Origin of the sequence: Caloramator australicus RC3, assembly GCF_000297115.1 — a bacterium.
Taxonomy (GTDB): Bacteria; Bacillota; Clostridia; order Clostridiales; family Caloramatoraceae; genus Caloramator; species Caloramator australicus.
Window position 1 is genome coordinate 42,444 of sequence record NZ_CAKP01000113.1, and the last position, 14,796, is coordinate 57,239.

A 14,796-nucleotide genomic window follows, 5' to 3' on the forward strand; every position below is an offset into this window, starting at 1 on the left:
CTTTTTTCATGTAAATTAAACCCCTCAGTTATTTTACCACTTGAGATTGTTATATATCAAGGGATAGAATTAAGTTAGGAATAAAATAAAAACAAAAAAGCAGAGAATAATTCTCTGCCACTTAAATATTTATGTTGCTGAGCCAATCAATAATATTATTAATAAGTTCTTTCCCATCTGCGTCGATATCAATCTTTCTTAAACTTTCATTAATAGTATCAAAATTAAAATCTAAATCTTTAATGGCTAAATTAATTTTTTCAATAACTTGAGTCTCTATAGCATCAGAATAAACGTATGACTTCACAATTTTACCCTTTTCAAGTTGCAAATTAAATTCTATCTCGCCCCATATAAACCTTTTTGAAAAACTTATATTAAAATCCGGTGTTTCTCCATAAATCCATTCCCAAGATGAATGTTTTTCATAAAATTTTTCTATATTAAATGCAATAGGATCTACAATTTCAATATTATTACCATAAACATTTTTAAATTCTTCTATCAGCCTATTTATTATTGCTTCTACAGTTATTTCAGGTTTAATATCTTTCAAATTAACGACCCTAGCTTTTACTGAATCTATTCCCTTTGAAATGATTTTTTCTTTTGATACGTTTAGATATCTTATCATTCTTGATATATCAGTATTAACTAAAATTGTTCCATGGTGAAGTCCTACGTGCTCATCGACATAAAATGCGTTACCTGAAAATTTCCTTCCATTTGCAATAATATCATTTCTTCCTGAAAGTTCTGCGTTAATACCTAGCTTTTTTATTGCATTTAATATTAGATTAAATTGTTTAGTTTGATCATATTGCTCTTTATCGACTAAAAAAGAAAAATTTACATTCCCAAGATCATGATAGACCGCTCCTCCTCCAGTAATACGTCTTGCAATTTTCCCACCATTCCTTTTTAGTGTAGTAATATTGCACTCTTTCCATGGATTTTGATTCTTCCCAATAATAACGGTTTTGTCATTTTGCCATATATATAAAAAAATTTCTCCTTTATTTATTGAGTTCAAAATAGCTTCTTCAAGAGCTAAGTTGAACCATGGATCATATATCTTTGAAAATACGATTTTAGGTTTAATATTTCTATGCAAAGTGAATTGCTCCCTTCTCAAGTCCTAATGCAGCCTCATGTATTATTTCAGAAGTTGTAGGGTGTGCATATATAGTTTCAATAATGTCTTCTGGACAAAGATTCTTTTTTATCGCCAATGTTATGTTTGCAATAAGATCTGTAGCATGTATTCCTATTATAGTAGCTCCTATAATTTTCTTATTATGTATATCCTCTATAAGCTTTATAAAACCTCTGTTATCTCCATAGGTTAACGCTTTGCCATTTGAAGCAAAAGGAATTTTAGAAACTTTTATTTCAATGCCCTTACTTATAGCTTCCCTCTCATTTATCCCAACTGTTGCAATTTCCGGCTCTGTGAATATTGCTGATGGAACATTTGCATAATCCATTTCTTTTTCTTTGCCAAGTATATTATCAACCGCAACAATCCCTTGATGAGAAGCGACATGAGCCAGTAAGATTCTATCTGTCACATCACCTATAGCATATATATTAGATATGTTAGTTTGCATTTTTGAATTTACCTTTATTCCCCTTTTGTTATCATTCAATTCAATACCTAATTTTTCAATTCCTAGTTCATCGATATAAGGTTTTCTTCCGACAGCTAAAAGTATCTTATCTCCCCTTAGATATTTTCTTTCACCCTTCTGTAGAAAGCCTACTATTAATTCATTATCCTCAGTTTTATATACCTCTTCCACCTTCGATCCAGTATAAATTTTTATACCTTTTTCAATAGCATTTCTACTAATTTCTGCAATAACATCATCATCAAGATTTGCAAGACAATTATCAAAATATTCAATTATAGAAACATCAACACCAAAATTTGCAAATATAAATGCGAACTCCATTCCTATAACTCCGCCACCGATTATTATCATTTTTTTAGAAAGGTCTTTTATCTCTAAAGCTTCATCACTAGTAATTATGTTGTTATTGTTAATTTCATTAATACCTTCTATTTGTGGAATATATGGTTTTGAACCCGTAGCTATTATTATATTTTGTGCTTTTACTATGTATTCTCTGGAATTCCCTTTTACATGAATAGTTTCTTTATCAACAAAGCTTCCTAACCCCTCTAAAACCGTTACATTATTCTTCTTCATTAGATATTTAATCCCAGAATTAAGTTCATTTACAACTTTATTTTTTCGTTCTATAACCTTTTTAATATCAACACTTGGATTTTGTAGTAAACAACCAAATTTATCTGCATTTTTTATAATTTTATACACTTCAGCTGAACGAACCAAAGCTTTAGTTGGAATACACCCTCTGTTTAAACAAGTTCCTCCAAGTTTATCCTTTTCAATTAAGACTACATTCTTACCATTTTGTGCTGCATAAATTGCAGCAACATAACCACCTGGTCCTCCTCCGATTATTGCTATATCGCATTTTAATTCTTCCTCTTTTGGTTTTAGTATAGTTGCAAAATAATCAAAAGCAAAATTTTCTTCCGATTTAGTCTTTATTTCTTTTGTGTCTTTATTAGAATAATCTTCTTTAATAATTGCAATAACTGAATCCTTAGTAATTATATCGCCTTCATTTACATAAATCGATTCTATAATACCTTTTACTCCTGGTATTATGGGAATAGCTGCTTTATTTCCTTCAACTTCTATTAAAACATCTCCTGTTTCAATACTATCCCCAACTTTTTTATAAATTTTAACAACCTGTGCCTCATTTTCATGTCCTAAATACCTTTCAAGTGTTACCTTCATATAAATTCCCCCATACAAAAAGGCAGCAATGCTGCCTTTTAAATTACTTATTAAAATCCTTCCTAAACTCTTCAATTGAATCCTTAACAAGCGTTACTGTATAGGCCATTGAAGGTCCTCCACCAAATGCTACGGCCACCATTGCAGCTTCCATAATTTCTTCAGGAGTAGCTCCAGCTTCAAGAGCTTTATAAACATGGAACACAATACAGTATTCACATCTATTGTATGCAGCAATACCAACACTAATTAATTCCTTTGTCTTAACATCAACAGCATTTGGTTTATATGCTGCACCAAGAAGATTCATAAAAGCTCCTACTTGCTCTCCATTAGACTTTGAAACAACTTGAAGTCCACCCATAAACTCATTTAACATTTCCCTTGGATTTTTTCCCATTGTTACCCCTCCTAATTACTTGCTATTCTAATTATTAGTATAGCAAGTATTATGCAAAAAATCAATAAAAAATTTGATTATTTTTTGACAAACATATTACATATTCATACATTCTCTAAATTTTCCATAAATTTATCTAAAACCTTTTTGAATATTTCTATCTCTTCATCGCTAATTCCCCTTGAAGCTAATTGGCTCATTTTTTCACCTTCAGGTAAAAGTTCTTCTATCCTTTTTTCCCTTTTTCAGTAAGTTCAATATAAGTAATCCTTCTATCATTGCTATCTTTAAATCTCACTATAAATCCATCTTTCTCCATTCTATCTACAAGCCGAACTGTTGTAGACTCCTTTATATTCATTTTGTCTGATAATTCTTTTTGACTCATCCTACCATCCCTTAATAAAAAATACATAGCAGTCCATTGAACTCGTGTAACTCCAAAAGGTAATAATCTTTCATTGAAGGTATCAGCTAGCTTTTTAGCAACCTTATTAGTTGAAAAGCATACACAAGTATCTAAATCAAACATTAGCATGCCTCCTTAGCAAACATTATTAACAATAACTTTCTATTATGAAATTATATTAGACTTAAAATAAAAATTCCATTATATTATATTATAATAATTATTAGTAATAATTCTATAATAATATAAAGGAGATGTTCATATGAGGCTCTATTACCAAAATCCCTACATGTCCGAATGGGAGGCAAAAATAATACATCAAATAGAAAAGGACGGCCTTTATTTAATTGAGCTATCAGAAACCGCCTTTTATCCTGAGGGTGGAGGACAGCCAAGAGATTTTGGCTGGATTGATGGCATTGAAGTTGTAGATTTAGTAGAAGAGGATAAAAAAATATATCATGTAGTAAAAGAAAAAATAAACAAAGACATCGTAACTTGCAAAATAGATTTTGAAAGAAGATTTGACCACATGCAGAACCACACTGGGCAGCACCTTTTGTCGGCAGTCTTTCTAGAAATGTATAATGCTCCAACTAACAGCTTTCACCTTGGTGATGACTATTTGACCATCGACATAGGCCTTGAAAACATAAATGAAGAAATAGTTTTAAATGTTGAAAACAGGGTTAATGAGCTTATATTTAAAAATATCCCAGTAAAATCCTACATAGTTAATCTAGATGAAGCAAGAAAACTCCCATTAAGAAAACTACCACCAACAGACGTTGACATAAGGATAGTAGAAATAGAAGGAATTGATTATTCCCCCTGCTGTGGCACCCATGTAAAGAGCCTTGGGGAAATAGGAATGCTAAAAATACTTAAAACAGAAAAATACAAAAACATGACAAGGATATATTTTAAATGCGGAAAAAGGCTATTAAAGGATTTTCAAGAAAAGAATATTATTATAAATAGCCTTATTAAGAACCTTTCTGTTCCTCAATCAGAGATTTTATTAAAATTTGACTCCCTCCAAAGCGAAATAAAAAACCTTACAAGGCAGCTAAATTCCTTAAAAGAATTAAACGCAGAATACATAGCAAAGGAGCTTTTAAATGAATCTAAAGAAAATAAAATAGTAAAAATATTTGAAGATAAATCCTTTGAAGAGGTTCAAACAATTGCAAGCAAAATAACATCTCTAAAGGATAACTTAGTTATCCTTGCATCTTTAAAAGATAAAAAGGTTGTCCTTGCCCACAACGGTAGCCTCGACATAAACTGCGGCAAAATATTCAAAGAAGAACTTCCAAAGTTTAATGGTCGAGGCGGTGGAAGCCCAAAATTTGCTCAGGGAAGTTTTGAAAGGATAAACGATCTTAATGATTTTATCGCATTTTTAGGCAGATAATTTAAGAGAATCCCTACCTCGGGGATTCTCTTATATTTTCCACACCTCATCATCAATGTCGTTATCCCAAAAATCTATACTTGATTCGCTTGATTTTATAAGGTCATTGAATATCTTTTTATCATGCTTCATCTTTAAAAAAGTTATAAAATCTATAATTTCCATAACATCATCATCAGGTATATCTTTAATTAAATCAAATAGAAGTTTTTTAGCTGTATTCATAACATCACCTTCCAAACCATATGCTTATAGCCTAGAGCATAATTTAAAGACCTTGAAACTACTAGCCCGTTAGGACTAAATTTTTTTTATCACTCAATTTTATAAATAAAAAAACATACTACTATTTTAGCAGTATGTTTTCATGTATTAATTCTCTAATTTCTTTACTATCACCATGTCGGATGTCAATTCATCCTTTTTCACTAACTGAAATAATTCGCCTACTTCACAATTTAGTGCTTTTGCTAATTTTAACGCATTTACAATAGTCAAATTCTCTCCCATAGTTTCTATTTGATACATTCTTTGTGAGGATACTCCTAAACGTTGTGCTAATTCTTTTAATTTTATCCCTCTATTTTTCCTTATTTCTTTTACTCTAGATATTACTACATAATTTGAGAATTCTTCTCTTATTATAGCATTATAATCAATTTTTGAATACTTCAAATATGATAATATTTCTTCAAATCTGTCATCAGGCATATATCTATATCCGCATTTTTCGCATGTATATACTTCAATTAACTTTTTGTTTTCTTTTAAATAAATTTTTTCTTTTTTTATATTGCTATTACACTTTGGACATAAATCCATGCATATCCTCCTTTTTTATTTATTGATTTATTATTTTTATATTATTATAAATTTAATATTTTTTCAAGCCATTTATAATTTTCTTTTGTTTTCATAAATATAAGGGGATTGAACAATCCCCTTGTATTTATGTTAATGGTCAAAAGTATTATCTGTTTTTTTATCTTCAATTGTTATAAACTGTGGCAAAGTTTCTTGCCCAAATTCTTCTCTTGTTATAAGCTCTACCATATACTTACCTACTTTGTTTGATTTAATTTCTATTGCAGGTAAATTTCCATCGTTAATTGTATCTATATTTAGGTTTTTTATATCATTATATTTCCCTATTGCTTGCCATGCTCCATTGTTTAAGACATACCATGTTTCCTCATCAAAATCACCGTCATTATCGCTATCATATGCATAAAACCATACTCTCTTAGCTATAATATCTCCATCTGGACTATATGATGAATCTTGAATACTTATCGTTGCTGTCCCTGTTGCAGGATCCCTTATAACTGTTTTTATTATGTTAAAGTCGGCCAATGGCTTATCATCAGGTTTGATATCTAATACCATATCTTTGCTTGAGCTATAACCTGCTGTATTTGTTACGGTTAATTTTACATAGTATCTCCCTGCTTTTTTAAATAACATATCAAGCTTTTGACTTCCATTTAAACTTTGAACAACTTTTATATCATTTTGCGTTAATCCGTCTGATAAAGGTGTAATTTGCCATACTGCACTCGTCCAGTTTATCGGATACCTTGATGAACCTCCATTACTTGATGAAGCATCTATCGTTACTTTCCTATTTTCCTTAAGTGTTCCTGTTGTTTTAAAATATATATTTGGATATGGTGGCACTACTGTAATGTTTGTATATGCTGAATCAGTAAGTCCTTTACTATCAGCTACTGTTATTCCTACGCTATATAAGCCTGTACTAGAAAAATATACATATCCACCATTATCTGATAAAGTTCCGTTATATGTTGATGGGAAAACTCCCCATGATGTAGATACATTTAAGCCATCTTCTGCATCTGTTCCACCACCGCTAATATATACGTCATCCCCCATAACTACATACGATGGAGCCGATATATATGCTTTTGGTGGTGTATTTGTTTCCTGAGGAGGAGGTGGATTGTCCTTTATAAATACCGTTGATACATCTACACTTTTTTTCTTTGTTGTATTATCGGCATATGTAACAATGAATTCACAATTAAAATATTGCGTAAATTCATTGTCGTTCGTGTTTATATTAAACGTAAATGTATTTGAAACACTTGTATTTTCTCCTGTTTTGTCATATGTCTGCCATGTAGTGTCTTCCTGTCGTTTTGCTCTTAATGTTAGTTTGGTTATTTTTGGACTTCCACTATATCCGTTAACTTCGCCATTAACTTTTACTTTTACAGTAACAGTTCCCCCTGTTTTCGCGTTTGTTGGGTCGGCTTGTGCTGTTATTGATGGTTCTCCTGGTTCTTTCCCCTCTACATTTATGTTCACATTTATTGTTGTAGGTGCTGTTGCATTGATATTGCTGTTTGGAAATCTTACAATTGCTTTTCCGGTATAGGTTAAAGTGTTATTACCATCTTGCAAATCTTTTCTGTATAACGTAAGCGTGAATGTCCGTGTAAATTCAATATTGTTGCTATTGTTTATTTTATTTGTGGGGGCGTATTCTCTTCCGTCTATATTTTTCCCTGCTAATGATAGTGCGTAGCTTTGAACATCATTTCTTGTGTAATTTACTATTTGGTCTACTGCATCTAGTATTGAATAGTTATCTTGTAACGTTCCCGTCACAGTTATTTTTATTTTCACTTGGTCCTCATCTTTCTTCATAACATAGCTTGTCTTTTCTGGAGTTACTGTTACTTTTAATGGAGGATAGTTCTTCTTTTGGATTATTCCTTCAAATGTCATGTAATAGTATTTACCACTGCTTGTTTTATGAAACATTCTAAAGCTCCCTCTACTATCTCCAAGTCCACTTTGGAATATTCCCCAATCTAATACTCCTATTCCTCCTGCTTTACCTGTGTCTGATACTGTTTTACCATAGTTTGATTCTCTAAAATCAGGTATAGAATTTAAAACATCACCTATTTTTGTTTTTAAAGAATTATATATAGTCGCATAATTACTGCTAACACCAAATTGACTTCTTATTTCTGGGTCGTTCCAAGGGTATCTTATCCAATTCCTTGTTGCTAAATTTGTGTTTGAACTTTCATCATCTGTAGGAAAAGCTGAATTTGATAATTCACTTCCGTCTACTGTATAGCCCAAATACCTGTATTCTCCTACTCTACTACCATTCCTGCAATATCCTCCTGCTACATCCTTCCATTCTCCATGTGGCTCCCCATATACTATTAATCCTTTATCTTCATATATTTCGCAGTTAAAGGGCCTCCCCCATGAAATGGCTTTGTATTGTTGCTTCATTGAGAAAAACCAATTTGCAGATATCTCTGTATATGTTTTATATCCTCCACCACCATTTACATATCCTTGATAATATGTCTTATCTACTGCTGCTTTAACTTTTATGTTCATCGGATAAATTAGTGATAGCAAAAACATTGCTATCACTAATGATGAATAAATAATTCTTTTTTTCATCTGCACTCACCTTTCTTATGGTAATGGGTATGGGATAAAATATGTTTTTTGTAATTGTTTTGATTCAAACGAATTACCTAAATACCCGTCAATAGTTAATATGTTATATATAATAAGCTCCTTGTCATTTTTTGTTGTATTAATTATATTTTTAAAATAATAAACTGTTCTTACATCATATATTCTTAAAATTGGATTCTTATGATGAAATCTCAACTCATAATCGGTTATAAAATTAAATCTTAATTCGTCATCACATAGTCTTAGGCTTTCGTTCTTTAATCTGTTTTTAATATCGGTAAATTCTGTTTCTTTTAAAACATTTTGGGGATAAAAATATACAAGATTCTTACTTGGATCATATTTTGGATTAAATTCGATTAGCTTTTTATTTGTCTTCCAATCATATATTCCATAGATTGGCTTATCTCCTTTTGTTGGTATAAAGTATCCATTCATTAATCCTAAATCTGCTATTTTCTCTACCGCTTCCCTTCTGTTTGTTGATATTTGATTATAGTCCTTGTATAGTAATCTAAACCTTACTTGATCCTCTGGCATCATTCTGCCTTGCATGATTAGTAAATTATAAAATTCATCGTTTAATGACGGACAGGCTAATGGCTTTGTCTTATCAATATTCCATGCTTCCATTACCTTTCTCCCATTTCTAATAGCATTCCAGCTGTATTTTACTACTTTGTGGCCATTTTTGTATGTATAAGTTATCATCTGAAAATTCTGCATATCTACATCGTATGGGACAGTGGATATTATTCTTTCGAAATCATTCTCTCGATCCCACCATTCTTGTTTATATCTCCATAGCTCTACTTCTCGACCACTTTTAACTTCCATGCTCACTGGCACTATCTTATCCTTTACTTCTTGATATGTATTAATCACATTGAACAATATTTGTGCCGCGTCCTCTCTCTTTATCGGTTTTGTTATGTCTAGTCCTGCAGGAATTATATAATCATCCTTTGCTTTATCTATTATGCTTTTGCCATCAAGCTTTATATTTAGCGTTGTGTATATACCTTCTATAAATTCCTTCCCTGTAATAATTTTTTCTTGCTGTTTTAGCTCTATTGTTTTTGTAGTTGTGCTAATTACCTTACCTTTTTGTTTAACGTAAATGGTTATTGTATATTTTCCTGCTTTTAATCCTTTTGTATTCAACGTTATTGGATACTTTGTTGTCCCATAAACTGGCACAGTATAATATCCTGTTATTTTATTTCCTAACAATTCTTTGCTTATTCCATTTCCCTTTAGTATTGCTCTATATTGCAGCAATCCTTTATTACTTGGTGTTTGAACATATATCTTTGTTGTTTGCCCTATCGTATAACTTGTATTGGCTGTTATTAAAATGTTCTGTTTTGCTTGTATTTTTGGTGTTATACCTAGTATCATTAAAAACATTAACATTAAAGATAATATTTTTTTCATTTTATATCCTCTCCTTTTTTAGATTTTATATTTTTAAATTTATTATTAACTATTTTTTTGAATTTGTCAAATTTTATTAAACAAAATAACAGAGATAATCAAGATTACTTGATTATCTCGGATTTAAACTCCATAACTCCATTAACATTTATAGGCAAATCAACCGTTACTATTTTATCTGTTCCATCTGCTTTTTTTCTGTATGCCCTTACTCTTACTTTATATGTGCTTGATAATGGTGTATTCAATGGAATTATCATATTTGCATCATATCCTTCACCTTGCATATATTTTGTATGCCATGTCATCTGATATTGTAATGGATTTTGTAAAACATCATCTGGAACTAAATTGGTTACTGGCCTTGTTGTATTCAATATTAAGTATGCGTCAACTTTGTATGCATATCCTTCAGTCTTTGCTTTTACTATTACAGCTTGCCCTGCTTTATAATCTGATGTTTTCATTGTTGTATCTTTAGAAATAATCTTTTCTGTCCATGCAGTTAATTTTAAGTCAACATCAACTGTTATCGTTGTTGCTTTCCAATCTGACCATAATCTTTGCAATATTGAGTTTCTTCTTGTTGGGTCATCCATTACTCTTAATTCAAATTTATATTGCCCGTCTTTTGTAAATCCTGCTTCTTCTAATGTCTTTGGTAATTTATCTTTAAAAGTTTTACTTGTTCCATCACCTAAATAAGTTATCCTCCATTCTCTTTCTATTATTGGGTCCCCATCTGGATCATATGATGTATCTGTTACATTTATAGAACTATTTGTATATTGAATTGCTCCCAACGAAAAGTTTGCTATCGGTTTATTATTTATAACTACTGTTAAGTTTCTTACACAAGGTTCACTCCATAAACTTGCATCTTTAACTCTAAGCTGTATTTTATAGTTACCTTTATTTAAGGTTGATAAGTTTGGCATTACTGAACTTTGATAAATTATATTGTTGTTACTATCATAGATTGTCCATTCTCTTTGTGTTATTAAATCTCCATCTATGTCGTAAGAATAATCATAAATATTATTTGAGCCGCCTTTTACCATATTTGAATATTCTAATATAAAATCTGCAACTGGTGGATTGTTTGTTATTGATGAATTCTTTGTTAAAACAACTATCTTTGGATTACTCCAAACCCCTTCCCTGTCTTGAACAGCAAGCCTAACAATTATTGTTTCACCATCGTTTATTATGGTTGGTTGTCCGGTTCTCCATATAATTTCGCCTTGCTTTCTCCATTTCCATAGTTTATTAACAATACCTTTATCAGCATCCGCAATATGATCTAAATCATAGCTGTTTTCTGTATATATAATTGAATTGCCACTTATTTTTGCTGTGAAATTTGCGATAGGTCTTCTATGAACATAAACTATTGCTTGATTTTCGTCTATGCTCCATTTTCTATAGCCCTCAAAGCCTGGTGTCGATTCTGGATTATCTTGAGCCTGATAACTTATTAGATATTTACCAACTTTATCAAATATAGTTACTGGAGAAGATAGCCATTGATTATCGAATGAAATTTTCCCTTGGCTATTGTTATAGAAAGTTTCGTCATGTATATATCTAAATCTGTCAGCATTTTTGATGTCTTTTTCGTAATCGTCATACCATAAATCATAAATTACAGTATCTTCGTTTGCAATGATGGTCCCAGGTTGTGGTTCATCTTTTTCCGTTACTAATGTTGATTCAATGTATTGAAATGCTTCATTTAATTGCCCAACATCAAATAATTGTCCACCTTTTGGTGACGAATTGACTAAATCTCTTAAACTAATTTGTTGGTTTGTTTCTGTCATCTTATAATCCCAATTTGCTTGAGGTGTTACTGCTATTATTGTAAAATTATTGTTTACTAAGTAATCTTTTAAGGTATTATCTAGGTTTCCTATGGAATAATAATCTCCAAATGGTTTTGAAAAATCATTACCTTCTCCATCTGAAATATATATAAAATATTTATCGCTGTTTTGTGTTAATGCAGTATTTTTAACTAAACTTAGATTAACAGCATAAACATCAGATAAATTTATATAATTTTTAAATATACTATCACCATATAATGGATTAATATTATCAGGTCTATATGTATCTGTATATTTTCCCCATTGAATAAGATTGTTGTTTATAGTAATAGCTTGAATTGTATAACCTACCTTAAATATTTTTTTACTTTTAAATTATCAGAATTTGGGACTAGCTGGAAAATATTATATCTATTATAAATTGATTCGTCTATTCTTATCCAGTAAAACTGATTGTCAAACATAGCATTTATGCTATCATCATTATTTATTACAAACAATGCTGTCTCGCTGATACCACTACCAAAATAACGATCATAAATATGCTTATATTAATATTATATCACAATACCTTAAAAATAGCATATAACTATTAGTTATCCTACCACCCTCTTTCCAAGGTAAGCCTCCTGAACTTTTGGATCTGATGCAATATCCTTTGCACCTCCCTCAAGGGTTATTCTCCCCTGTTCAAGGACATAGGCTCTGTCGGCAATTTCAAGGGCTTTAAAGGCGTTTTGTTCAACAAGAAGAATTGTTTTTCCCATCTTCTTTATATCCAAAATTATCTTGAAAATTGTATCCACAAGCAGCGGTGCAAGGCCTAATGAAGGCTCATCAAGAAGCATAATTTCAGGCCTTCCCATAAGGGCCCTTCCTATTGCCAGCATCTGCTGCTCTCCTCCTGATAACGTTCCTGCCATCTGCTTTTCCCTTTCCTTGAGCCTTGGAAAAATCTCATAAACATTTTGAAGATCCTTATTTATCTCTGCCTTATCCTTTCTAAGATAAGCCCCCAAAAGCAGATTATCCTTTACAGTTAGATTTGCAAACACAAGCCTTCCTTCAGGAACCTGACAAATTCCTTTAGCTACAATCTTATGAGGAATAAGGGACAATTTTTCACCCTTATAAAAAATCTCTCCCTCCTTTGGTTTTACAATACCGGTTATAGTATTTAAAAGCGTTGACTTTCCAGCACCATTTGAACCGATTATGGTTACTATCTCCCCTTGATTCACCTCAACATTGATTCCCTTAAGGGCATGTATACCTCCATAATATACATGCAAATTTTTCACCTTAAGCATTATTACCACCCCCTAGGTAAGCCTTTTGAACCTCTGGATTTTGTTGAATTTCTTTAGGGGTTCCCTCGGCAAGCTTGCATCCAAAGTTTAAAACCACAATTTTATCGCATATCTCCATAACAAGATCCATATGATGCTCAATCAAAAGAACGCTAAGATCAAATTTATCCCTTATAAATGCTATAAGTTCCGTTAGCTTTTCCGTCTCCTCAGGATTCATCCCCGCAGCAGGCTCGTCAAGTAGTAGAAGCTTTGGTCTTAGGGCAAGGGCCCTTGCAATCTCAAGTCTTCTTTGAAATCCGTAAGGTAAATTGTTGGCAATAAAATTTCTTCTATCCTGAAGCCCTAAAATCTCCATGAGCTCCTCTGCCTGTTCCTTTAGAAGCTTTTCCTCCCTATAAAACCTTGAATTCCTTTTAATCTTTTTAGGAACTAAACCAAAAACCATCGCTTCAAATAGGCTATAATTGGCATTATACTGACAAGCAGTAAGGACATTTTCATATACCGTTAGCCTTTTAAAGAGCCTTATATTCTGGAATGTCCTTGTAATACCCATATTGGCTATTTTAAAGGCTTCTTCATTTTGAATTTCTTTCCCATCAAAAACTATTTTTCCTCCCGTCACCTTATAAACCCCAGTAACCAAATTAAATATAGTTGTCTTTCCTGCTCCGTTAGGCCCTATAAGTCCAGTAATACTTCCCCTTTCAACATCAAAGGTAACATCATTAACTGCAGTAAGTCCCCCAAATTGCTTAGTTAATCCATTAACCTGCAATATATTCATTTACTTGCCCCCCTCTGCCTTAGCTTCTTTAACTCTTTTTCTAAACAAATTCCTTAAAACATCAAAACTAAGTTCCTTACCCCCCATAAGTCCTTCTGGCCTTGCAATCATAATAAATACAACTATAACTCCGTAAACCACCAATCTCCAATTTGCAAAACTTCTTAAAATTTCAGGAAGGGCAATTAAAAGAATAGTTCCAACAACACTTCCGGTTAAACTTCCAAGTCCACCAAATATAACTATAATCGTAAGTTCCGTTGATCTTGTGAGGCTGAAAATCTTAGGCTGTAAAAATCCAAGATAAGTTCCTAAAAGTCCTCCGCCTACTCCTGCGTAGAAGGCACTTATAACAAGGGAAATCATCTTATATTTAAAGGTATCAATTCCAATAATACTGGATGCGAGTTCCTCCTCCCTTACCGCAATCATGTTTCTTCCATGCCTTGACCTTATAATATTTCTAAGAAGAATGACTGCTATAATATCTATTATAATTACAGTTATCAAAGTTGTTTTAAGTGGAAGTCCAGGCCATCCCCTTGCTCCTCCAAAATATTGAATGTTATCTAATAGAAGCCTTATTGCCTCTCCAAAACCTAAAGTTGCAATGCAGAAGTAATCTCCCTTTAACTTTAATGTAAGCTTTCCTATGATAAAACTAAAAAATGCAGCAAATAGTCCTCCCATTAAAATGGCAGGAATAAAGGGAACTTCAAGCTTCATCATCATAAAGGCAGTTGTATATCCACCAATTGCCATAAACCCTGCATGTCCAAAGGAAAAAAGTCCAGTAAATCCTGTTAAAAGGGATAGCCCTAATACAGGCAGAAGATAAATTCCTGCAAGCATTATAATGCCCTTTAAATAATACCAACTCAGCATATAAATCC

At 31.9% G+C, this 14,796-nt stretch carries 13 protein-coding genes; 1 reads left to right on the plus strand and 12 read right to left on the minus strand.

What is annotated here, in order from left to right:
* Nucleotides 1–121 precede the first annotated feature (121 nt).
* The 4 genes from lplA to CAAU_RS10990 all read right to left on the minus strand — a co-directional run bounded on the left by lplA (nt 122) and on the right by CAAU_RS10990 (nt 3,769).
* Entirely contained in the window at nt 122–1,114 is a 993-nt protein-coding gene (lplA, locus tag CAAU_RS10975; RefSeq protein ID WP_008909508.1) for a lipoate--protein ligase, read from the minus strand.
* On the minus strand, nt 1,107–2,837 hold the full coding sequence (gene lpdA, locus CAAU_RS10980; RefSeq protein WP_008909509.1) for a dihydrolipoyl dehydrogenase: 1,731 nt from the start codon (nt 2,835–2,837) through the stop codon (nt 1,107–1,109). The genes lplA and lpdA overlap by 8 nt, the downstream gene beginning before the upstream one ends.
* A gap of 43 nt (nt 2,838–2,880) precedes the next feature.
* The gene (locus CAAU_RS10985) at nt 2,881–3,237 is read right to left on the minus strand and encodes a carboxymuconolactone decarboxylase family protein (RefSeq protein WP_008909510.1); all 357 of its coding nucleotides are present in this window, start codon (nt 3,235–3,237) and stop codon (nt 2,881–2,883) included.
* Nucleotides 3,238–3,463: 226 nt separating this feature from the next.
* Complete coding sequence (locus tag CAAU_RS10990; protein WP_008909511.1) at nt 3,464–3,769, minus strand: MarR family winged helix-turn-helix transcriptional regulator; 306 nt, start codon at nt 3,767–3,769, stop codon at nt 3,464–3,466.
* 139 nt (nt 3,770–3,908) lie between these two features.
* Between CAAU_RS10990 and CAAU_RS10995 the strand changes: the two genes are divergently transcribed.
* On the plus strand, nt 3,909–5,063 hold the full coding sequence (locus CAAU_RS10995) for a serine-tRNA(Ala) deacylase AlaX (RefSeq protein ID WP_008909512.1): 1,155 nt from the start codon (nt 3,909–3,911) through the stop codon (nt 5,061–5,063).
* 30 nt (nt 5,064–5,093) lie between these two features.
* Here the strand turns inward: CAAU_RS10995 and CAAU_RS11000 are convergent, their stop codons facing one another.
* From CAAU_RS11000 to CAAU_RS11035, 8 genes are all read right to left on the minus strand, one after another.
* Nucleotides 5,094–5,288, minus strand: a complete 195-nt coding sequence (locus tag CAAU_RS11000; protein ID WP_008909513.1) for a hypothetical protein — start codon at nt 5,286–5,288, stop codon at nt 5,094–5,096.
* A 147-nt stretch (nt 5,289–5,435) separates the two neighbouring features.
* Complete coding sequence (locus CAAU_RS11005) at nt 5,436–5,885, minus strand: helix-turn-helix domain-containing protein (protein WP_008909514.1); 450 nt, start codon at nt 5,883–5,885, stop codon at nt 5,436–5,438.
* Nucleotides 5,886–6,017: 132 nt separating this feature from the next.
* Nucleotides 6,018–8,516: an Athe_2463 domain-containing protein gene (locus CAAU_RS11010; protein WP_008909516.1), complete on the minus strand. Its 2,499-nt coding sequence runs from the start codon at nt 8,514–8,516 to the stop codon at nt 6,018–6,020.
* A 15-nt stretch (nt 8,517–8,531) separates the two neighbouring features.
* Nucleotides 8,532–9,974 carry a hypothetical protein gene (locus CAAU_RS11015; RefSeq protein WP_008909517.1) on the minus strand — a complete coding sequence of 481 codons (1,443 nt, stop codon included), beginning with the start codon at nt 9,972–9,974 and terminating at the stop codon, nt 8,532–8,534.
* Nucleotides 9,975–10,078: 104 nt separating this feature from the next.
* Nucleotides 10,079–11,797 (minus strand): hypothetical protein, encoded by a 1,719-nt coding sequence (locus tag CAAU_RS11020; protein ID WP_008909518.1) that lies wholly within the window; start codon nt 11,795–11,797, stop codon nt 10,079–10,081.
* A gap of 602 nt (nt 11,798–12,399) precedes the next feature.
* Nucleotides 12,400–13,113, minus strand: coding sequence for an ABC transporter ATP-binding protein (locus CAAU_RS11025; RefSeq protein WP_008909519.1), 714 nt, complete (start codon nt 13,111–13,113; stop codon nt 12,400–12,402).
* Nucleotides 13,106–13,903: an ABC transporter ATP-binding protein gene (locus CAAU_RS11030; protein WP_008909520.1), complete on the minus strand. Its 798-nt coding sequence runs from the start codon at nt 13,901–13,903 to the stop codon at nt 13,106–13,108. Before CAAU_RS11030 ends, CAAU_RS11025 begins: the two co-directional genes overlap by 8 nt.
* The gene (locus CAAU_RS11035) at nt 13,904–14,788 is read right to left on the minus strand and encodes a branched-chain amino acid ABC transporter permease (RefSeq protein ID WP_008909521.1); all 885 of its coding nucleotides are present in this window, start codon (nt 14,786–14,788) and stop codon (nt 13,904–13,906) included.
* Nucleotides 14,789–14,796 lie beyond the last annotated feature (8 nt).

What these genes read in the sequence shown, in the direction of transcription:
- lpdA (WP_008909509.1), bottom strand. Translation starts at nt 2,837, where the DNA reads ATGAAGGTAACACTTGAAAGGTATTTAGGACATGAAAATGAGGCACAG.
- CAAU_RS10985 (WP_008909510.1), bottom strand. Translation starts at nt 3,237, where the DNA reads ATGGGAAAAAATCCAAGGGAAATGTTAAATGAGTTTATGGGTGGACTT.
- CAAU_RS10990 (WP_008909511.1), bottom strand. Translation starts at nt 3,769, where the DNA reads ATGTTTGATTTAGATACTTGTGTATGCTTTTCAACTAATAAGGTTGCT.
- CAAU_RS10995 (WP_008909512.1), top strand. Translation starts at nt 3,909, where the DNA reads ATGAGGCTCTATTACCAAAATCCCTACATGTCCGAATGGGAGGCAAAA.
- CAAU_RS11000 (WP_008909513.1), bottom strand. Translation starts at nt 5,288, where the DNA reads ATGAATACAGCTAAAAAACTTCTATTTGATTTAATTAAAGATATACCT.
- CAAU_RS11005 (WP_008909514.1), bottom strand. Translation starts at nt 5,885, where the DNA reads ATGGATTTATGTCCAAAGTGTAATAGCAATATAAAAAAAGAAAAAATT.
- CAAU_RS11010 (WP_008909516.1), bottom strand. Translation starts at nt 8,516, where the DNA reads ATGAAAAAAAGAATTATTTATTCATCATTAGTGATAGCAATGTTTTTG.
- CAAU_RS11015 (WP_008909517.1), bottom strand. Translation starts at nt 9,974, where the DNA reads ATGAAAAAAATATTATCTTTAATGTTAATGTTTTTAATGATACTAGGT.
- CAAU_RS11020 (WP_008909518.1), bottom strand. Translation starts at nt 11,797, where the DNA reads ATGACAGAAACAAACCAACAAATTAGTTTAAGAGATTTAGTCAATTCG.
- CAAU_RS11025 (WP_008909519.1), bottom strand. Translation starts at nt 13,113, where the DNA reads ATGCTTAAGGTGAAAAATTTGCATGTATATTATGGAGGTATACATGCC.
- CAAU_RS11030 (WP_008909520.1), bottom strand. Translation starts at nt 13,903, where the DNA reads ATGAATATATTGCAGGTTAATGGATTAACTAAGCAATTTGGGGGACTT.
- CAAU_RS11035 (WP_008909521.1), bottom strand. Translation starts at nt 14,788, where the DNA reads ATGCTGAGTTGGTATTATTTAAAGGGCATTATAATGCTTGCAGGAATT.